Consider the following 20,955-nt stretch of genomic DNA (forward strand, 5'->3'; position numbering starts at 1 on the left):
CTGTCCGGATCCGCTCGATCAACTCCCCGGTCAACTCTGAGTGTGCCTCTGATTTCCAAAGTCCCCGGAATGGGACATCAGGTGCCGGGATTTCGATCGACGACGACACTCAGAGTTGACCAAAAACCGGCGTTCCGGGCCCACAACGAAAATCGTGGTCAACCCAATGAAGGTAACCCGTGTGAGTGATGCCAGCCGACCGGCAAACTCAGCACGCCTTCACCCAACTGCATTCCAGTTCGGTCGTTTCCGCCGAGAGCCGCGGTGCGGGGACGACCGGCCGCGCCGTGACCGCGCCGCCCTCCTCCGCGAGCCGCACCGCGACCGCGTCCTCGATGCCCTTCACGTTCACGCCGACCGAGTTGTTGGTGACCATCGAGAACACCCACTGCTCGCCAGCCTCGTTCGTGACGTACCCGGACAGGCCGCTCACGCCGGTCAGCGACCCGGTCTTCGCGTACACGTCACCCTCGGCCGCCGTGCCGCGCATGCGGCTGCGCAGCGTGCCGCCCACCAGCCGGTCCGCCTTGCCCGCGATCGGCAGCGCCTCGTGCCAGAGGTCGAACCAGGGCCGCGACCGCGCGGCGCCGAGCAGCGCCGCCAGCTGGTCCGGTGCGATCTGGTCCATCCTGGACAGGCCGGAACCGTCCCGCAGGGACAGTCGGGCCGGGTCGACGCCGTAGGCGGGCAGCCTGCCGGCGACCGCGGCGAGGCCCGCGCTCCACGTGCCCTGCCCGGACGCCTTCCTGCCCATGGCCTTGACCAGGATCTCCGCGTGCAGGTTGTTCGACAGCTTGAGGAACGGCACGGCCAGCTCGGACAGCGGCATCGACTGCCGCAACGCCACGACCGGCGCGTTCGCCGGGGTCGCGCCGCGCGCGGTCCTGCCGAGCACCTGCACGCCGTGCCTGCCGAGCGCCGCGCGGAACAACGCGGCGGCGTACCCGGTCGGCTCCCACACCGCCATCCACTCGGACGTGGCCGCACCACCCGACGGTATGGAGCCGGTGACCGTGAACGTGTTCGCACCGTGCACGCGGTCGACACTGATCGTGTTCGGTGAGCCCGGCGCACCGGTGACGGCGGTGTTCGCGATCTTGACGTAGTTGGTCGGCGGTTCGGTCGTCACCACGGCCTTGCCGTGCGCGCCGGGCGCGACGCGGACGATGATCGAGCCCGCGTCGTAGTCCGTGTCCGGGGACGCGGTCAGCGCGGACACCTGCGCGGAGTAGTAGTACGCCTCGTCGTCCCACGCCCAGCTGGTGCCGAGACGGACGTCGTCGAACCAGGTGTCGTCGGCGAAGAGCGTGCCGCGCACCAGTTTCACGCCCTTGGCCGCGACCTGTGCGGCGAGCGCGTCGTAGTCGGCGGCCAGCACGGTCGGGTCGCCGGTGCCCTTCAGGTACAGGTCGCCGTCGAGCACGGGCCCGGCCCGCCTGCCCGCGGCGTGGACGGTCGTGTCGAAGCGGTAGTCGGGGCCGAGGACGTCGAAGGCCGCGACCGAGGTCACGAGCTTCGCGTTGGACGCGGGCTGCTGCCTGCGCGCGGAGTCCCGGGCGTACACGGTCTCGCCGTCGAGCGTCTTCACGACCAGCCCGACGTCGGCGCCCGCCAGGCCGGGCGTGGCGAGGATCGCGTCGAGGTCGGCGGCGAGCGCACCGCGGTCCTGCGCGACGACCGGCGGCACGAGCCCGAACACCAGCAGGGCACTGGCCACCAGGGCGAACAAACCAACCAAGCGGGAACGCATGAGCGCCTCCCAGGGTCACAGGGGCTATTGGTGGGAAATCTTCCTATCCCCTGTGCGCTATGACAATCGCCAACATGGCGGCACTCAGGCCGGTGACCAGTCCTTGAGCGCCGACAGCACGAGCGTGTTCTTCCCGTGCACGGACAACACCATCCCGCCCGCGCCGAGCACGGAGTATCCGAAGTCGGCGCACAGGTTCTCGTCGCCGGCGAGACTCGGGTACAGGTCGGTGACCGTGCGCAGCGGGTGCCCGGCCAGCAGCCAGCTCCCGTCCGGCCCGAACAGGGCGGGCAGACCGTCCTCGGCGCACAGCGCGGCGTCCAGCCCGGTGCCGTCGTCGGTCACCAGCCAGGACTGCTGACCGTCCTGACCTGCCGCGACTCACAGCACCACGGTGTCGTCGCGCGGGTGGACGCACAGCACCACCATCGACTGGCCGAACGGGTCGGGCACCGTCACCTCCCGCGCCACCCGGTGATCGGGATCGCGGATCTCGACCCGCACCTCGTCGCCGGTGCCCGCCGCGACCCACAGCGCGCGCCCGGAGGGCAGCCAGCGGCAGGCGACCTCACCGGGCAACGGCGCCGACGTCCAGCCGTCCGGGTCGCCGATCCGCGGCTCGTCGTCGACGGTCCACGCCCACGTCCCGCCGGGGAGACGGAGAGGCTGCCGACCGAGCCGCCCAGGGCTGCCTGCCGGACCACGCCCAGCCCACGGTCGACGGCCGTGGCCTCCCCCTCCTGCGACACGACAACGAACCCGTCCCCACAGGGCACACCGAAGAAGGCCCGGTGGCCGATCGTGACGGTGGCCGTGACCGGGATCTCGCGCGTGCGGGGCATCAGTGCGTGTCCTCTGGATCTTTGTGCAAAGTCTCGGCCCGATCAGCAGCTACCTCAGGGGAACGTGACGTCACCCAGCCACCAACCGCATCCGGTCCGCGGGTGTCGCTGGGTCGGGACCAACACTTTCAAATTCGGGGAGGCGGACTAGTGATCCGGAGCAGTCCCTCCTGGACGACCGTGGCGATCAACGTGCCGTCCTGGGCGAAGAACCGGCCCGTCGCGAGGCCGCGGGCGCCGGACGCGGTTGGCGATGCGCAGTCGTACAGGACCCACTCGTCGGCGCGGAACGGCCGGTGGAACCACAGCGCGTGGTCGAGGCTGGCGCCGAGCACCTGGTCGAAGCCCCAGTACACGCCGTGGCGCACCAGGATGGAGTCGAGCAGCGTCATGTCGGAGGCGTAGGTGAGCACGCAGACGTGCAGCAGCTCGTCGTCCGGCAGGGTGCCGTCGGCCCGCATCCACACCTGGTTGCGGGCCTCGTTGTTGCGCTGGCCGCGCAGCTCCCACGGCGGGTCGGTGACGTAGCGGATGTCGATCGGGCGCGGCATGGTCGCGATCGGACCGAGCTTCTCCGCGTAGGCCTTCATGCTCTCCATGCGGGACGGCAGCTCGTCCGGCGGCGGCACGTCCGGCATGGTCTCCGCGTGCTCGGCACCGGGCTCGACCTGGTGGAACGACGCGGAGAGCGCGAAGATCGCCTTGCCGCGCTGGACCGCGACCACCCGCCGCGTGGTGAACGAACGACCGTCACGGATCCGGTCCACCTCGTACACGATCGGGATGCTCGGATCGCCCGGCCGGATGAAGTACGCGTGCAGCGAGTGCACTTTCCGTTCCGCCGGCACGGTCCGTCCGGCGGCGACGAGTGCCTGCCCGGCGACCTGCCCGCCGAACACCCGTACGGGTGAGTCCGACGGGCTGACGCCGCGGAAGATGTTCTCCTCGATCCGCTCCAGGTCCAGGAGCGCGACCAGCCCGTCCAACACCGGCTGGCCGCGCGGAACCCGGTTCTTCACGAGGTCGGCAGCGGCCTGACGTGCCGCTTCGGTCATGAGAGCCCTCTTCGCTGTGGGGCTCAGGCGTGGTCTTCCTCCCCGAGCCGGTGGACCCGGATGAGGTTAGTCGAGCCGACCGTGCCGGGCGGGGAGCCCGCCACCACGACCACGAGGTCGCCCGGCTGGTACCGGCCGATGGACAGCATCGCGTTGTCGACCTGGCGGACCATGAGGTCGGTCGAGCTGACCTCCGGCGTGATGAACGTTTCGACACCCCACGTCAGCGACAGCTGGCTGCGCACCGACGGTTCCGGCGTGAAGGCCAGCAGCGGCAGGTGGGTGTGCAGGCGCGCGAGGCGGCGGACGGTGTCACCGGACTGGGTGAACGCGACCAGGGCCTTGGCGTTGAGGCGCTCGCCGATGTCGCGGGCCGCGTAGGAGATCACGCCACGCTTGGTGCGCGGGACGTGCGTCAGCGGCGGCACGACCACGGACTCGCTCTCGACCGCCTCGACGATGCGCGACATCGTCTGCACGGTCTCGATCGGGTACCGGCCCACGCTGGACTCACCGGAGAGCATGACCGCGTCGGCGCCGTCGAGCACCGCGTTGGCGACGTCGGACACCTCCGCCCGCGTCGGCCGCGAGTTGTTGATCATGGACTCGAGCATCTGCGTCGCCACGATCACCGGCTTGGCGTTCTCGCGCGCGATCTGGATCGTGCGCTTCTGCACCAGCGGCACCTGCTCGAGCGGCAGCTCGACGCCGAGGTCACCGCGGGCGACCATCACACCGTCGAACGCCAGCACGATGGCCTCGAGGTTCGAGACGGCCTCGGGCTTCTCCAGCTTGGCGATGACCGGCAGCCTGCCCTTGCCGACCCGGTCCATGACCTGGTGCACGAGGTCGATGTCGGCAGGAGAGCGCACGAAGGACAGCGCGACGAAGTCGACGCCCAGCTGGAGGGCGAACTCCAGGTCCTCGATGTCCTTCTCGGACATGGCGGGCACGGAGACGTCCATGCCCGGCAGTGAGATGCCCTTGTTGTTGCTGACCTTGCCGCCCTCGGTGACCTCGCAGACCACGTCCGGCCCGTCCACCTCCCGGACGGTCAGCCCGACGTTGCCGTCGTCCACCAGCAGCCGGTCCCCGGCCTTCGCGTCCCTGGCGAGACCCTTGTAGGTGGTCGAGACCCGGTCGTGGGTGCCCTCGATGTCCTCGACGGTGATCCGCACGACGTCACCGACGCGCCAGTCGGCCTTGCCACCGGCGAACGTGCCGAGGCGGATCTTCGGACCCTGCAGGTCGGCCATGATGCCCACGGCCCGGCCGCTCTCGTCGGAGGCGGCCCGCACCAGGTCGTAGACCTGCTTATGGTCGCTCTGGCTGCCGTGGCTGAAGTTCATCCTGGCGACGTCCATGCCGGCCGCGACCAGGTCGCGCACCTTCTCCGGGGTGGCGGTCGCAGGCCCCAGAGTGCATACAATCTTCGCTCGTCGACTCACGGACACGTAGCTTAGCCCCCTGGGCTGGAACGATCCCGAAATACCGAGCAGTAATCGGCGGATCGATCCAGAAAGTTATCTCTGTGTTGGCTCACCGGACGCCCGGCGGCCACTGGCCGCCATGAGCGTTCCCCGCCCGCGGGGGCGTCAAACCGACGCCTCCGGCCCCCGATTTCCAGCGTAACCGCAGGTACCGACACCGCCGGGCGGCGAAGGGGAGGTTGTCCACAGGGTCGGGGCGGCGGGTTCTGGGTTTATGGCCGGCTCACCGGCGCGGCATCTCCGAGACCCCCACGTGATCAGCAGCCCACTCGTTGATGGGTCGCAACGCGCGGAACGCCTTCCGCACCCGGTTGATCGTCTCCCGCTCGTGCAGGGCGTCGTCGGGTTCCCACACCTTGGCCGCGTACAGCGACTTGTGCCGCAGCAACCCGATGCGCGGATGGTCGGCGTCGTAGCCGCGCGGCTTCGTCTTCAGCTCCTCGCCGAGGATGGACCACCCGCCTCGGGACAGCCGCCCGACGATGTCCGACAGCGCCTTCCCGTGCACGTCCTCCGCCACGGCCGTGCGGAACCGCGCCAGCTGGTCGGCCTGCAGGTGGAAGCACCCGCCCCCGACCCGCAGCCCGGCGGGCCCGACCTCGACGTAGTACGCGCCCGCCCCGCGCCCCGGCTCGATGACCCCGCCGCAGTGCGTCTTGTACGGCGTCTTGTCGCGGGCGAACCGGACGTCGCGGAACGGCCGGAAGACGGTCACGCGGCTGGTCTCGGTCGCGAACTCCGGTGACAGCTCGGCGAGGAGAGCCTCCATCGGCGCGCGGACGTCCGCCGCGTAGACGTGCTTGTTGTCCTCCCAGTAGGACTTCGAGTTGTCGGCCTCGAGACCGTCGTAGAAGTCGATCGCGTGCTCGCCGAACCCCGTGAACGCCATGGCCGCAGTATGCAACGAGGGGGCGACCGCGACGGCCGCCCCCTCGTACCCCGGATTCAGGCCGCCTGCGCCTGGTTGTAGAGGTTCTGTGCGTCGGCGCCGAAGTACGGGCCGAACATCCACGTCGGGATAAAGTTGATCTTGTAGCTGTTCACGGAGTTCACGAGGCCGGTGCCGCTCGCCTCGCTGAACTGCAGGAACCAGGGGCCACCGCTGGAGCCACCGGTCATGTCACACGTCATGCCGATGCCGTTGCTGATGAAGGCGTTGAACACCCGGCCGCTGCAGTAGATCATCCGCGTGCCGTCGTACGGCGCGGCCGCCGGCCAGCCGAACGCGTACATGTTCTGGCCGCGCGCCTGGTTGAACGCGACGCCCTGACCACCGACGACGTCGGTGAGGCTCTGGCCGTTCAGCTGGTTCACGACCGCGGCGCCCACGTCGTAGTTGATGTCCTCCGACGCCACCCACTGCGGCGTCGCCATGGTCGCCCGCGCCGTCCACGTGCCGTACGGCGCGTTGCCGTTGTTGTACGCGGGCACGAACGCCCAGTTGGTGTGGAACGCGCCGTCCAGCTTCACGCAGTGGCCCGCCGTGATGACCGTGCTCTTGTTGGCGCTGGTCACCGCGTTGCCGGAGCACGAGGCCTGCCTGCCCTGGTACGTGAAGAACACGCGGCCCGCCGTGGTCACCACCTTGCCGCCGCCCGTCCACGGGCCGCCGCCGTGCGGGAACGCCATCGGGCTCACGTCGCCCAGGAGCCCCGCCGTCGGCGCGACGACCTGCGACACGCCCGTGCGGACGTCCTGGGTCAGCTTCGCCGCGTCCGCCTTCGGCAGCAGCCGGTCGAGCGGGATCGCGTTCCGCATCGCCTCTGGCGTCCACGTCGCCGCGACCGCGTTCGCCTCCGCCGCGGTGTCCGCCGCCACGTGCACGGTGGCCGGTGCGGCCGCCGCCGTCGTGGTGGCGAACGCCGGTACTGCGAGACAGGCGGCTGCCAGCGCCGTTGCCGACCGCCACAACTTCGTCTTCATACACACCTACCTTTCGGCTGACCCCGATGGGGTGAGCCGTGCAGGGGATAGGTCGTCTTGCGACGCTACCCGGGGGTATCGGGTCCGGAGACCCGCCATTCGAGGGATGACATTCCCGGTGGTTCTACTCTGGCGACATGTTCACAGTGGACGGTCGAACACTGCGCTGCGAGGACGTGCGGCTGGTGGCTCGGGAACGGATCGCGGTGACGGTCGACGAGGCGGCCGTGCGCAGGGCGGAGGACGCGTGGCGGCTCGTCACCGAGCTGTCGGCGCGCCGCGAGATCTACGGCCGCACCACCGGCGTCGGCGCGAACCGCGACCTCACGATCGACGAGGACTCCGGCCCCGAGCACGGCAGACGCCTGCTGCGCAGCCACGCGGGCGGCGCCGGCGACCTGCTGCCCGCCGACCACGTCCGCGCCATGATGCTGATCCGGCTCAACCAGCTCGCCGCGGGTGGCTCCGGCGTGCACCCGCGGGTGCTCACCGCGCTCGCCGAGGCGCTGACCAGCGGCGCGATCCCCCGGGTCCACAGCACGGGCGCGATCGGCACCGGCGACCTCACGGTGCTCGCCGAGACCGGCCTGACGCTGGCGGGCGAGCGGCCGTGGGCGGACGGGCACCTGCCGCCGGTACCGCTCGACACCGCCGACGCCCTCGCGTTCATGAGCAGCAACGCCGCGACGCTGGCCGAGGCGACCCTCGCCTGCCTGGAGCTGGAGCGGCTGCTGCGGGCGAGCCACGTGGTCGCCGCGCTGTCCTACGTCGTGCTCGGCGGCTCCCCGGAGGCGTACGCGACGGCCGTGCACGCCGCCCGCCCGCACCCCGGCCAGGTGCGGTGCGCGGGCGAGATGCGGCGCCTGCTGGGCATGACCGGCGCGCCGCCGCCGGGCAGGCGCATCCAGGACCCGTACGGGTTGCGGGCGTTCCCGCAGGTCCAGGGGCCCGCGCTGGACTCGATCGCGTACCTGCGGAACGTGCTGACCATCGACATCAACGCCAGTGCCGAGAACCCGATGGTGTCGCTCGCCGCCGGGGACGTGTTCCACAACGCGCACTTCCACACCGCGTACCTCGCGACCGCGCTGGACCAGACGCGGGCGACCGTGCACCACGTGGCGGAGCTGTCCGCGGCCCGGCTCGGTGACCTCGTCGAGCCGTCGTTCACCGACCTGCCCGCGTTCCTCGCCGACGGACCGCCCGGCAGCTCGGGCGTGATGATCCTGGAGTACGTCACGCACGACGCGCTCGCCATGCTGCGGCAGGCGGCCCTGCCGGTGACGCTCGGCACCGCGGTCGTGTCCCGCGGCGTCGAGGACCACGCCAGCTTCTCCACGCAGGCCGCCCGCCAGGCACGTGCCGCGGCCGACGCGTACCAGCAGGTCCTGGCGTGTGAGCTGGTGGCCGCGGTGCGTGCGCTGCGCATGCGGCCCGCCGACCTGATGGACCTGCCGGTGCGTGACGCGTTCGACCTCGCGGACGCCACACTTGATGCGAACACAGCTGATCGGCCGTTCTCCGACGACCTGACGAAGGCGGCCGCACTCCTGGGGCAACTGTCCGAAATCTGACCTGGAATCATCACACTGTGACCGACGAGGACAAAACGGGCAGCTGGGACAGCCACGAGGAGGCGACGGCCCCGCTCGTCCTCGCGGCCATCGGCACCGTGCTCCTCGTCGTCGTCGGAGTGCTCACCTTCGCCGTCGGCCTGTTGTCACCGTTGATCACCGACGGCTGCGGCAGCGGTGGCGGCGATGGCGACTACGGCACCGGCGCCGAGGAGCCCGCGTACTGCCGCGACTCGCAGATCGTGGCGAGGATGCTGACGGTGCCGGTGCTGCTCGTCCTGCCGGCCGGGCTGCTGTTCACGTGGCTGCGGTTCGCGCCGCCCTACCGGCCCCGCGTGTGGGTGCCGCTCGTCGGGCTGGCGGTCATCGGCGCGCTGTGGGTGGTGGCGAACACCCTGCTGGAGGGCAGGCTCTTCTAGGCGCGGGTCGATCAGTGCCGCCGAACATGGCGCGATCCCAGACGGGCACCCTGCTACAGTCGCCGCTTATATAAGCGGCTACCTAAGGAGTTGGCGGTGTCCCAGAAGATCACCACGTTCCTCATGTTCGAGGGCCGGGCCGAGGAGGCGATGACGTTCTACCGGTCGCTGTTCGCCGACGCCGAAGTGCGGTCGCTGACGAAGTACGGACCCGAGGGGCCCGGCGCCGAGGGGTCGGTGACGCACGCGGTCTTCACGCTCGCCGGGCAGGAGTTCATGTGCATCGACAGCGCGGTGCAGCACGGGTTCGGGTTCACGCCCGCGGTCTCGCTGTACGTCGACTGCGCGGACGAGGCCGAGATCGACCGCCTGTACGCGGCGCTGTCGGATGGCGGCGGAGTGCTGATGGCGTTGGGGAACCACGGGTTCAGTACGAAGTTCGGGTGGGTCAACGACCGGTTCGGCGTCTCCTGGCAGCTCAACCTGGCGTGAATCGCAGGTCTCTGGGACGGCCTCGGGTTGCAACGTGGTTCTTGGCAGGACTCTTTGAGGTGGCCATGCCCTCGAAAAGCAGCCTGACCCCGCACTTCGTTGTGCGGGGTCAGGCGTCAGGTGGCCCGCACTGCGTCGTGCGATGCCAAGTCGTTCGTCAGACGACTGCCAGTGGCAGGGCCGTCGGCATCACCGGGGCAGGCAGGTCGGAGTGGCCGGTGAGGAACGCGTCGACGGCGTTGGCCACCGAACGGCCCTCCGCGATCGCCCACACCACAAGGGAAGCGCCGCGGTGCGCGTCGCCGCAGGCGAATACGCCTTCCGCCTGTGTCTGCCAGTCCGAGCCGCACGACAGCGTGCCGCGTGCGGTGAGTGACAGGTCCAGGCCGTCGAGCAACGGCATGTGCTCGACCCCCTCGAAACCGATCGCCAGCAGCACCAGGTCCGCCGGCAGTTCCTCGACGTGGTCGTTGACCGGGGTGACCTCGCGGACCCCGGTCACCGGGTCGCGGCGGACCTTCACCTCACGGAGCCGGACCGCGCGCACGTTCCCGGCGCCGTCGTCCACGAAGGACTCGACGGCCACCGCGAAGCGCCGCTCCCCCGCCTCCTCGTGCGCGGGGTAGGTGCGCAGGATCCACGGCCACACCGGCCACGGCGACCGGTCGTCGTCGCGGACCGTCGGCGGCTGTGGGTACTGGTCGAGCTGCGTCACCGACAGCGCGCCCTGGCGGGTCGCGGTGCCGTAGCAGTCGGCGCCGGTGTCGCCGCCGCCGATCACGATGACGTGCTTGCCGTGCGCGGAGATGGTGGTCGGGCCGTCGCCCTCGCACTCCTTGTTGGCGGGCACCAGGTGTTCCATCGCGAGGTGCACGCCGTTCAGGGCACGCCCGGGGACGTCCGGCGCGTCGCGGCCACGCAGCGCGCCGACCGCGAGGACCACCGCGTCGAACCGCGCCTTGAGCGTCTCCACCGACAGGTCACCGGGCTTCGCGCCGCCGACCTCGCAGCCCGTCACGAACCGGGTGCCCTCCTCGCGCAGCTGCGCGAGGCGCCGGTCGAGGACCTTCTTCTCCATCTTGAACTCGGGGATGCCGTACCGCAGCAGCCCGCCGAGCCGGTCGTCCCGCTCGTACACGGTGACCTCGTGCCCGGCACGGGTCAGCTGCTGCGCCGCCGCGAGCCCGGCCGGGCCGGAGCCGACGACCGCGACCTTCTTGCCCGACGACACGATCGCCTGGCGCGGGCGGATCAGGTCCTTCTCCCACGAGACGTCGGCGATGGCCTCCTCGACGCGCTTGATCGCGACCGCCCCGCCGGACAGCGGGCTGATCGACAGCACGCACGCCGACTCGCACGGCGCCGGGCACAGCTTCCCGGTGAACTCGGGGAAGTTGTTGGTGGCGTGCAGGCGGTTGCTGGCACCCGACCAGTCGCCGACCCGCACGAGGTCGTTCCACTCGGGGATCAGGTTCCCGAGCGGGCACCCGACCGAAACCGAGTGGCAGAACGGGATGCCGCAGTCCATGCACCGTGACGCCTGGCCGCGGACGTGCTTGTCCCGCTCCGCGGGCTCCTGGTCGAGGTACACCTCGTGCCAGTCGGCGAGCCGGTCCGGCTTGGGCCGCTTCGGCGCGTCCTTCCGTTCGTGCTTGAGAAACCCGCTGGGGTCAGCCACGCGAAGCCTCCATGACCGCCTCGTCGATGTCGCGCCCCTCGGCGGCGGCGAGCCGCATCGCCTCGAGCACGCGCTGGTAGTCGCGCGGCATGACCTTCGTGAAGGACGCCGCGCGGCGTGTCCAGTCGCCCAGCAGCGACGCTGCTACCGCCGATCCGGTGTACTTGTGGTGCGCGGCGACGATGTCGCGCAGCCACCTCAGGTCGTCCGCGGACGGTCGCTGCAGGTCGACCATCGCCTTGTTGACCAGCTTCTTGTCCAGGTCGAGCACGTACGCCATGCCGCCGGACATGCCTGCCGCGAGGTTGCGCCCGGTCGGCCCGAGCACCACTGCCCGGCCACCGGTCATGTACTCGAACGCGTGGTCGCCGACGCCCTCGGCGACCGCGATGGCGCCGGAGTTGCGGACGCAGAACCGTTCCCCGACCCGGCCGCGCAGGAAGATCTCCCCGCTCGTCGCGCCGTAGGCGATCACGTTGCCGCCGATCACCTGCTGCTCGGCGGCGAACGCGGAGGCGCCGTGCGGCCGCACGATGATCCGCCCGCCGGACAGGCCCTTGCCGACGTAGTCGTTGGCGTCGCCCACCAGGTCGAGCGTGATGCCCGCCGGGAGGAACGCGCCGAGCGACTGGCCCGCGGAGCCGGTCAGTTCGATGTGGATGGTCCCGTCGGGCAGGCCCTCACCGCCGTAGCGGCGGGTGACCTCGGCGCCCAGCAGCGTGCCGACCGTGCGGTTCACGTTGCGCACCGGCAGTTCCAGCTTCAGCGGGTGCGCGTCCTCCAGCGCGGCCTCGGCGAGCTGGATGAGCGTGCGGTCCAGTGCCTGGTCGAGACCGTGGTCCTGACCGCGGACCCGGCGCCGCGCGCTCGAGTACGTCGTCTCGGGCACCTCGAAGATCGGCGACAGGTCCAGGCCCTTCGCCTTCCAGTGGTCGACGGCGTCGTCGACGTCCAGCATCTCGGCGTGCCCGATCGCCTCGTCGAGCGTGCGGAAACCGAGCTGCGCCAACAGCTCCCGCACCTCGTTCGCGATGAAGTGGAAGTAGTTGACGACGTGCTCGGCCTGGCCGGTGTACCGCTCGCGCAGCACCGGGTTCTGCGTCGCGACGCCGACCGGACAGGTGTCCAGGTGGCAGACGCGCATCATGATGCAGCCGGCCACGATCAGCGGCGCGGTCGCGAACCCGTACTCCTCGGCGCCGAGCAGCGCCGCGACCACGACGTCGCGGCCGGTCTTCATCGCGCCGTCCACCTGCACGGTGATCCGGTCGCGCAGACCGTTGAGCATCAGCGTCTGCTGCGTCTCGGCGAGCCCGACCTCCCACGGCGTGCCCGCGTGCTTCAGCGAGTTCAGCGGGGAGGCACCGGTGCCGCCGTCGTGCCCGGAGATCAGCACGACGTCCGCGTGCGCCTTCGACACCCCGGCCGCGACCGTGCCGACGCCCAGCTCACTGACCAGCTTGACGTGCACGCGGGCGTGCTCGTTGGCGTTCTTCAGGTCGTGGATGAGCTGTGCGAGGTCCTCGATCGAGTAGATGTCGTGGTGCGGCGGCGGGGAGATGAGGCCCACCCCCGCGGTCGAGTGCCGGGTGCGCGCGATCCACGGCCACACCTTGTTCGGCGGCAGCTGACCGCCCTCGCCCGGCTTCGCGCCCTGTGCCATCTTGATCTGCAGGTCGGTCGCGTTGACGAGGTACTCGCTCGTGACACCGAAGCGGCCGGACGCGATCTGCTTGATCGCCGAGCGGCGCTCGTCGTCGTAGAGCCGGTCGGTGTCCTCGCCGCCCTCACCGGTGTTGGAGCGGCCGCCGATGCGGTTCATCGCGATGGCAAGGGTTTCGTGCGCCTCGGCGCTGATCGAGCCGTAGGACATCGCGCCGGTGTTGAAGCGCCGCAGGATGCCCTCGACCGGCTCGACCTCCTCGATCGGGATCGGCGCGCGATCGCCCTTGAACTTGAACAGGCCGCGCAGCGCACCGCCCTCGCGGTTGAGGCGCTCGACCTCCTCGACGTACTGGCGGTACACGTCCTCGCGGCGCGTCTTCGTCGCGTGCTGCAACAGGAACACGGTCTCGGGCGTGAACAGGTGCAGCTCGCCCTCGCGGCGGTAGGCGTACTCGCCGCCGACCTCGAGGCGCCGGTGGACGCGGTCGGTCGGGTTCTCCGGGTGCGCCTGGTGGTGGCGTGCCGCGACCTCGTCGGCGATCACGTCGAGACCGACGCCGCCCAGCTTGCTGCTGGTGCCGGTGAAGTACTCGTCGAGCACGTCGTTCGCGAGCCCGAACGCCTCGAACACCTGCGCCGCGGTGTAGGCGCCGACGGTCGAGATGCCCATCTTGGACATGATCTTGAGGACGCCCTTGACGAGCGCGGCGACGTAGTTGCGGACCGCGGTCCTCGGCTCGAGGCCGGTGATGGTGCCGCGCCGGATCAGGTTCTCGATCGTCTCGAAGGCGAGGTACGGGTTGACCGCGGCGGCACCGTAACCCAGCAGCAGCGCCACGTGGTGCACCTCACGGGCGTCGCCGGTCTCGACGACGAGGGCGACGCGCAGGCGCTCCTTGGTGCGCACCAGGTGGTGGTGGACCGCGGACACCAGCAGCAGCGACGGGATCGGCGCCATCCGGTGGTCGGCGTCCCGGTCGGACAGGACCAGCGTCCGCGCCCCGGCCGAGATGGCCTCGGACGCCTCGCGCCGGACCCGCTCGACGGCCTCCGCGAGCGCCTTCCCGCCACCGTCCACTTCGTACAGCCCGGGGATCACCGTGCAGGCGTAGCCCGGCATGTCGCCGTCGTCGTTGACGTGGATCAGCTTGGCCAGCTCGTCGTTGTCGATCACCGGGTACGGCAGCTGGATGTGGCGGCACGACGCGGGACCGGGCTCGAGCAGGTTCTGCTCCGGGCCCATGATGCGCTGCACCGACGTGACGATCTCCTCGCGGATCGCGTCCAGCGGCGGGTTCGTCACCTGGGCGAAGTTCTGCTTGAAGTAGTCGTAGAGCAGCCGCGACCGCTTCGACAGCGCGGCGGGCGGCGTGTCGCTGCCCATCGAGCCGATCGGCTCGGCGCCGTTGATCGCCATCGGCTGGAGCAGGATCTTCAGCTCCTCCTCGGTGTAGCCGAAGGAGAGCTGGCGGCGCAGCACGGACTCGTTGGTCTGCACGACGTGCTCGCGGTCCGGCAGGTTCGCGAGCTTGAGCAGTCCGGCGTGCAGCCACTCCTCGTACGGGCGCTCGACGGCGAGCTCCGCCTTGATCTCGTCGTCGTCGACGATCTTGCCCGCCGCGGTGTCCACGAGGAACATGCGGCCGGGCTGCAACCGTCCCTTCGCGACGATCTGGTCCGGCGGGACGTCCAGCACACCGGTCTCGCTCGCGAACACGATGCGGTCGTCGGTGGTGCGCCACCACCGCGCGGGACGCAGGCCGTTGCGGTCGAGCACCGCGCCGACGAGCGTGCCGTCGGAGAAGGTGACCGACGCCGGGCCGTCCCACGGCTCCATCAGGCTGGAGTGGAACTTGTAGAACGCGCGGCGCTTCGGATCCATGGTGGCGTTGTTCTCCCACGCCTCCGGGATCATCATCAGCACCGCGTGGGGCAGGCTGCGGCCGCCGAGGTGCAGCAGCTCGAGGACCTCGTCGAAGGACGCGGAGTCCGAGCCGTCCGGGTCGCAGACCGGGTACAGCCTCGTCAGGTCGCCGGGCACGAGGTCGGACTGCAGCAGCGCCTCGCGGGCACGCATGCGGTTGCGGTTGCCGCGGATCGTGTTGATCTCACCGTTGTGCGCCACGAACCGGAACGGGTGCGCGAGCGGCCACGACGGGAACGTGTTGGTGGAGAAGCGGCTGTGCACCAACGCGATCGCGCTCGTGAGGCGCTGGTCGGTGAGGTCGGTGAAGAACACCGGCAGCTGCGCGGTCGTCAGCATTCCCTTGTAGACGACCGTGCGCGCGGACAGCGACGGGAAGTAGACGCCGCAACCCGCCGCGACGCTCTCGTGCTCGGCACGCTTGCGCAGGCAGAACGCCATCCGGTCCAGCTCGAGACCGCCGATGCGGACGCCGTTGCCGTCGGTGGGCGCCGCGACGAACGGCATCGCGAAGTGCGGCATGACCGACCGCGCGGTGGGGCCGACGCCCGCGGCGTCCGGCGCGACCGGAACGTCGCGCCAGCCGAGGACCTCGAGGCCTTCTTCCTTGGCGATGCGTTCGACCAGCGCGACGGCGCTGGCGCGCTGGTCGGTGTCCTGGGGCAGGAAGGCGATGCCCGCCGCGTACGTGGCGGCGCCGTCGCGCGCGGGGGCGGGCAGGTCGAAGTGGACGACCTGCCGGAACAGGTCGTCGGGGAGCTGGAGCAGGATGCCCGCGCCGTCGCCACTGGTGGGTTCGGCACCCGCGGCACCGCGGTGTTCCAGGTTGGCCAGCGCCACGAGTGCGTCGGTCACGATGCCATGTGACCTGCGCCCTTGAATGTCGGCGACCATCGCCACGCCACACGCGTCACGTTCGGTGGTGGGGTCGTAAAGACCTCGTGCGGTGGGTACGGCGGAATAGATCACGCGTCGACCTCCCTCGTCGTCCTCGCGCTCAACTGTTAGCTGGGCGCGGGACGGCGGTGGCCCGCGTGTTGACGTGAGCTTAACAGTCCCGAAACCCAGGAGCCATGCGTCGACGGCGGATTTTCGGCGTTGGATGTAACGATCCGGATGATCCGCGCGATAAGGCACCCTTCGCCCTGGTGGGGCCCGTCAGGCACCGGCTGCTTCGCCTAGGTGAGGGTAACCGACACCGCGGGGAATGGAAGGTGGGCGAAACGTTGCGACCTGTTGACAATCTGTTGTGAGAGCGCTTCCATGACTAGCGGCAACATCTGCGGCCCGTTCGCGGGCACTCGGAACCCCTGCCCGAGCGTGACAAGGAGGTCACCGCCCATGCCCAGTACACGCGCGCCGTCGCGTCGAAGGTTCGCCTTCGGTGCCGCTGCCGCCGCACTGCTCGTCATCGCACCCCTCACCCACACGGCGGAAGCGTCGGTCCCGCCGCCGGAGTCCGGCTGGACACAGGTCTGGGCCGACGACTTCAACGGCTCGGCGGGCACCCTGCCGTCGTCGTCGAACTGGATCTTCGACATCGGCCACGGTTACCCGGGCGGCCCCGGCAACTGGGGCACCGGCGAGATCGCCTACCACACCAACAGCACCAACAACATCGCCCTCGACGGCAGCGGCAACCTGCGCATCACCCCGCGGCGCGACGGCGCGGGCAACTGGACCTCTGCCCGCATCGAGACGCAGCGCAGCAACTTCAAGCCCCCGGCGGGCGGCGTGCTGCGCATCGAGGGCCGCATCCAGATGCCGAACGTCACCGGCAACGCGGCCCTGGGCTACTGGCCCGCGTTCTGGGCACTCGGCTCGCCCTACCGCGGCAACTACTGGAACTGGCCCGGTATCGGCGAGTACGACATCATGGAGAACGTCAACGGCATCAACGCCGTGTGGGGCGTGCTCCACTGTGGAGTGAACCCGGGCGGGCCGTGCAACGAGACCCAGGGCCTCGGTGCGAGCCGCGCCTGTCCCGGCAGCTCCTGCCAGTCGGGCTTCCACACCTACCGGTTCGAGTGGGACGACTCGGCCAAGCAGCTGCGCTGGTACGTCGACGGGCAGCAGTTCCACTCGGTGAGCCAGGGCCAGGTCGGCACCGACACGTGGAACAACATGACCTCGCACGCCGGGTACTTCATCCTGCTGAACGTCGCGATGGGTGGCGCCTTCCCGGACGGTGTCGCGGGCTTCGCGACCCCGACCTCGGCCACCGTGCCGGGGCACCCGATGGTGGTCGACTACGTCGCGGTGTGGAGCAAGGGCACGGGTGGCGGCCCGACCGACCCGCCCCCGGGCGGCGGCAGCGCCTACACCCAGCGCGAGGCCGAGGGCTACCAGGGCCAGACCGGCGTGCAGGTCGCCGGCGCGGCGAACACCGGTGGCGGCCAGTACATGGGCTGGATCGCGAACGGTGACTGGGCCCGTTACGACGACATCGACTTCGGGTCGTCGGCGGCGCGGCAGTTCACGGCCAGGGTGGCCTCCGGCGCGGGCGGCGGGGTGAGCGGTCTGGTCGAAGTGCGGCTGGACTCCCGCTCCAACGCACCGATCGGCAGCTTCGCGGTCGGCAACACGGGCGGCTGGGAGAGCTGGCGCAACATACCCGCCAACGTCTCCGGGGTCACCGGCGTGCACGACGTGTTCCTGACGTTCACGAGCGGCCAGCCCGCCGACTTCGTCAACGTGGACTGGTTCACCTTCGCGCGCTGACCGACGGCCACTGTCCTGAAAGACGCTTTCAGGACGCTCAACGCCCTGAAAGCGTCTTTCGGGGCACCGGGACAGCGATCCGCGCGACCCGAAACAGGCCACGTGGAGGCTCGGATCGCTCACCGCCGGGCCCTCGCACCACGTCCCAGGTGCGAGGGCCCGGCACTTTTGTCCACAACATCCCGGTTACGGGTCTTGACACGACCGAAGCCGCCCGAGATCCTTCGTGAACCCATGAGAGCGCTCTCATGCCCGTTCCACACCGACGTGGCCGCAGGAGGCCAGACATGCGTAACTCAGGGATCGTCGCGTGCGTAGCCGCGACCGCCCTCGTCCTCACGGCCTGTGGCTCAGGCGGTGAGTCCGGCGAGGACGGTGGCGGGAACACGCTCACGATCAACGTCTTCGGCGACAGCTTCTCGTTACCGGACAACCGCGAGCTCTACGACGAGTACGAGAAGGCGCACGGCGTCAAGATCGTCGAGAACCGCAGCGACTTCGGCACGCACCACCAGAACCTGCAGGCCCGGCTGACCGCGGGGTCCGGCACCGCGGACCTCGAGGTGATCGAGGTCGGGCAGGTGTCCGGCTTCATCGGGCAGTCGGAGCAGTTCGTGAACTTCAAGGACAAGGGCGTCGACAGCGCGCAGTGGACCGAGTCCACCGTGCAGCGTGCGTCCACTGCGGACGGTGGGGCGCTGATCGGCCTGCCGACCGACATCGGCGGCCTCGCCATGTGCTACCGGACCGACCTGTTCGCGCAGGCAGGCCTGCCGACCGACCGCGACCAGGTGTCCGCGCTGTGGTCGACGTGGGACGACTACGTCTCCGTCGGCAAGCAGTTCCTCACCAAGATGCCGAAGACCAAGTGGTTCGACGCGGGTGGTCACGTCTTCACCGGCATCCTCGGCAACGAGGAGGAGACCTTCTACAACGCCGACGGCGACCTGATCGTCGAGGACAACAAGGTGGTCAAGGACGCGTGGGACCTCACGGTCGACGCGATCAAGGCAGGCCAGTCGGCCGCGCTGCCCGAGTTCTCGCCCGAGTGGAACACCGGTTTCCAGCAGGGCCAGTTCGCCACGATCACCTGCCCCGCGTGGATGATGGGCTACATCCAGGGCAACGCGCCCGACACCAAGGGCAAGTGGGACATCGCGAAGATCCCCGGTGGTTCCGGCAACTGGGGCGGCTCGTACGTCACGGTGCCCGCGCAGGGCAAGAACGTCGACAAGGCCGTCGAGCTGGCGAAGTGGCTGACCGCACCGGAGCAGAACGTCAAGCTGTTCAAGTCGATCGGCAACTTCCCGAGCCAGGAGTCCACCTGGTCGCAGCCCGACGTCGCGGACTTCAGCTCGGAGTTCTTCTCGGGCGCACCCGCCGGGAAGATCTACCCGGAGTCGCTGGAGAACGCGCCGGTGCAGGTGGTCGGCCCGCAGAGCGGCGTCATCGGCAACACGTTCGCCGGCGCGCTGAACAGCGTGGAGCAGGGCACCGATCCCGAGGAGGCCTGGGAGTCGGCGATGAACGACATCAAAGCCGCCGCGGGTGATGGATGACGGTGCGAACGTCAGAGCAGCTCGACAACCGCGGGGCGCCACCGGACTCTCCGGGGCGCCCCTCGGGGCCGTCCTCCCGGCGGCAGGCGTGGCGGTCGCGGTTGTACCGCTTCGACGTCAAGGGCTCGCCGTACCTGTACGTCCTGCCGTTCTTCGGGCTGTTCGCGGTCTTCGGCCTGTTCCCGCTGGTCTACACCGCGATCATCTCGACCACGGCGTGGAGTCCGCGCAAGCCGGGCAGTGAGGACGTCTCCGTCGGGCTGGACAACTACGGCAAGCTGCTGTCGGACGACAACTTCCACAACTCGCTGATCAACACCTTCGGCATCGGCCTCGTGTCGACCGTGCCGCAGCTGCTGCTGGCGCTGGGGATCGCGCACCTGCTGAACTACCGCCTGCGCGGGCGGCTGTTCCTGCGCATGGGTGTGCTGGTCCCGTACATCACGTCGGTGGCGGCGGTCGCGCTGATCTTCAACCAGATCTTCGCGCGCGACTTCGGGCTGCTGAACTGGGTCCTGCAGCCGTTCATGGACAACCCGCTCGACTGGCGCGCCGACAAGTGGTCGTCGTGGCTCGCGGTGTCGACCATGGTGATCTGGCACTGGACCGGCTACAACGCGCTGATCTACCTGGCGGCGATGCAGACGATCCCGTACGAGCTGTACGAGTCCGCGTCGATCGACGGGGCGAGCAAGTGGCAGCAGTTCTGGCACATCACGATCCCCAGCCTGCGGCCCACGATCATCTTCACCGTCATCGTGTCGACGATCGGCGCGCTGCAGCTGTTCGCCGAGCCCTTCCTCTTCGACACGACCCGCAACAGCAACGGCGGCCCGGAACGGGAGTTCCAGACCGTGGTCCTGTACCTGTACCAGCAGTTCTGGACGAACGGGCGGTACGGCTACGCGGCCGCGATCGCGTGGACCCTGTTCCTGATCACCGTCGTGATCGCACTGGTCAACTTCCTGCTGGTGCGCCGGATCCGATCGGCGGACGACTGATGGCACTTGGCACGACACGCAGACGTTCCCCCGACCAGGCACGCTGGGGCACCTACGCGATCCTGTTCGCGATCATCATCGTCTCGATCTTCCCGCTGTACTGGTCGGTCGTGGTGTCCTCGCGCGACCAGTCCGCGATCGGCCGCTATCCCCCGCCGCTCGTGCCGGGCGGTTCGCTGTGGGACAACCTGGAGAAGGCGTTCGAACAGGGCAACTTCGGGCTCGCGCTGACGAACTCGGTGATCGTCGCCGGGACCATCACGATCGCGGTGGTGTTCACCTCCACGCTCGCCGGTTTCGCGTTCGCCAAGCTGACCTTCCGCGGCCGCGGCGGCCTGTTCGCCGCGGTGGTGGGCACGATGCTGGTGCCGACACAGCTCGCGATCATCCCGCTGTACATCATGGTCACGCAGTGGTTCGGCTGGTCCAACGACCTGCGCGGCGTGATCGTGCCCGCGCTGGTGAGCGCGTTCGGCGTGTTCTTCATGCGCCAGTACCTGTACTCGGCGATGCCGACCGAACTGCTCGAGGCCGGGCGCGTGGACGGCGCGTCGACGCTGCGCATCTACTGGAGCGTGGTGCTGCCCATCGCACGGCCCGGTGCCGCGGTGCTGGGGCTGCTCACGTTCATCACCTACTGGAACGACCTGTTCTGGCCGCTGATCCTGCTGAACACGCAGAACCCGACCGTGCAGGTGGCGATCGCCAACACGAGGAGCGGCATCGAGGTGGACTACTCGCTCGTGCTCGCAGGCACGGTGATCGCGACGTTCCCGATGCTCATCGTGTTCCTGGTGCTTGGCAGACAGATCATCGGAGGGATCATGCAGGGGGCGGTGAAGGGGTGAACGGAGCTCACGAA

At 69.7% G+C, this 20,955-nt stretch carries 16 protein-coding genes; 7 read left to right on the plus strand and 9 right to left on the minus strand.

Translation table 11 applies throughout. The features are described 5' to 3' along the window. Positions 1–208: 208 nt before the first annotated feature. The 7 genes from dacB to FHR82_RS31865 all read right to left on the minus strand — a co-directional run bounded on the left by dacB (position 209) and on the right by FHR82_RS31865 (position 7,060). On the minus strand, positions 209–1,750 hold the full coding sequence (gene dacB / locus FHR82_RS31835; RefSeq protein ID WP_184814299.1) for a D-alanyl-D-alanine carboxypeptidase/D-alanyl-D-alanine endopeptidase: 1,542 nt from the start codon (positions 1,748–1,750) through the stop codon (positions 209–211). 84 nt (positions 1,751–1,834) lie between these two features. After that, entirely contained in the window at positions 1,835–2,095 is a 261-nt protein-coding gene (locus FHR82_RS31840; protein ID WP_184814300.1) for a hypothetical protein, read from the minus strand. A 36-nt stretch (positions 2,096–2,131) separates the two neighbouring features. Further along, entirely contained in the window at positions 2,132–2,329 is a 198-nt protein-coding gene (locus FHR82_RS31845) for a hypothetical protein (protein ID WP_184814301.1), read from the minus strand. Positions 2,330–2,720: 391 nt separating this feature from the next. Further along, the gene (tesB, locus tag FHR82_RS31850; RefSeq protein WP_184814302.1) at positions 2,721–3,647 is read right to left on the minus strand and encodes an acyl-CoA thioesterase II; all 927 of its coding nucleotides are present in this window, start codon (positions 3,645–3,647) and stop codon (positions 2,721–2,723) included. Positions 3,648–3,670: 23 nt separating this feature from the next. Next, positions 3,671–5,095, minus strand: coding sequence for a pyruvate kinase (pyk, locus tag FHR82_RS31855; RefSeq protein ID WP_184814303.1), 1,425 nt, complete (start codon positions 5,093–5,095; stop codon positions 3,671–3,673). 265 nt (positions 5,096–5,360) lie between these two features. Then, a complete protein-coding gene (locus FHR82_RS31860; protein ID WP_184814304.1) occupies positions 5,361–6,026 on the minus strand; it encodes a DUF2461 domain-containing protein in 666 nt (221 codons plus the stop codon). Positions 6,027–6,082: 56 nt separating this feature from the next. Further along, entirely contained in the window at positions 6,083–7,060 is a 978-nt protein-coding gene (locus FHR82_RS31865) for a trypsin-like serine peptidase (RefSeq protein ID WP_184814305.1), read from the minus strand. A 137-nt stretch (positions 7,061–7,197) separates the two neighbouring features. Between FHR82_RS31865 and FHR82_RS31870 the strand changes: the two genes are divergently transcribed. From FHR82_RS31870 to FHR82_RS31880, 3 genes are all read left to right on the plus strand, one after another. Continuing rightward, positions 7,198–8,634 (plus strand): aromatic amino acid ammonia-lyase, encoded by a 1,437-nt coding sequence (locus FHR82_RS31870; protein WP_184814306.1) that lies wholly within the window; start codon positions 7,198–7,200, stop codon positions 8,632–8,634. Between the two features lie 17 nt (positions 8,635–8,651). Then, entirely contained in the window at positions 8,652–9,053 is a 402-nt protein-coding gene (locus FHR82_RS31875; RefSeq protein WP_184814307.1) for a hypothetical protein, read from the plus strand. A gap of 96 nt (positions 9,054–9,149) precedes the next feature. Then, the gene (locus FHR82_RS31880) at positions 9,150–9,545 is read left to right on the plus strand and encodes a VOC family protein (protein WP_311771363.1); all 396 of its coding nucleotides are present in this window, start codon (positions 9,150–9,152) and stop codon (positions 9,543–9,545) included. Positions 9,546–9,702: 157 nt separating this feature from the next. On the opposite strand, the gene FHR82_RS31885 is transcribed toward FHR82_RS31880, so the two are convergent. After that, on the minus strand, positions 9,703–11,223 hold the full coding sequence (locus FHR82_RS31885) for a glutamate synthase subunit beta (protein ID WP_184814309.1): 1,521 nt from the start codon (positions 11,221–11,223) through the stop codon (positions 9,703–9,705). Beyond that, entirely contained in the window at positions 11,216–15,781 is a 4,566-nt protein-coding gene (gene gltB, locus FHR82_RS31890) for a glutamate synthase large subunit (RefSeq protein ID WP_184814310.1), read from the minus strand. Before gltB ends, FHR82_RS31885 begins: the two co-directional genes overlap by 8 nt. A 372-nt stretch (positions 15,782–16,153) precedes the next feature. On the opposite strand from gltB, the gene FHR82_RS31895 reads away from it, so the two are divergent. The 4 genes from FHR82_RS31895 (at position 16,154) to FHR82_RS31910 (ending at position 20,941) form a co-directional block, all read left to right on the plus strand. Then, a complete protein-coding gene (locus FHR82_RS31895) occupies positions 16,154–17,533 on the plus strand; it encodes a carbohydrate-binding protein (protein ID WP_184814311.1) in 1,380 nt (459 codons plus the stop codon). A 287-nt stretch (positions 17,534–17,820) separates the two neighbouring features. Beyond that, positions 17,821–19,092: an ABC transporter substrate-binding protein gene (locus FHR82_RS31900; protein WP_184814312.1), complete on the plus strand. Its 1,272-nt coding sequence runs from the start codon at positions 17,821–17,823 to the stop codon at positions 19,090–19,092. After that, the gene (locus FHR82_RS31905; RefSeq protein WP_184814313.1) at positions 19,089–20,093 is read left to right on the plus strand and encodes a carbohydrate ABC transporter permease; all 1,005 of its coding nucleotides are present in this window, start codon (positions 19,089–19,091) and stop codon (positions 20,091–20,093) included. The genes FHR82_RS31900 and FHR82_RS31905 overlap by 4 nt, the downstream gene beginning before the upstream one ends. Further along, entirely contained in the window at positions 20,093–20,941 is an 849-nt protein-coding gene (locus FHR82_RS31910; RefSeq protein WP_184814314.1) for a carbohydrate ABC transporter permease, read from the plus strand. Before FHR82_RS31905 ends, FHR82_RS31910 begins: the two co-directional genes overlap by 1 nt. The last annotated feature ends 14 nt before the right edge of the window (positions 20,942–20,955 follow it).

Source organism: Actinophytocola algeriensis (assembly GCF_014203735.1).
In the GTDB taxonomy this organism is placed as follows: domain Bacteria; phylum Actinomycetota; class Actinomycetes; order Mycobacteriales; family Pseudonocardiaceae; genus Actinophytocola; species Actinophytocola algeriensis.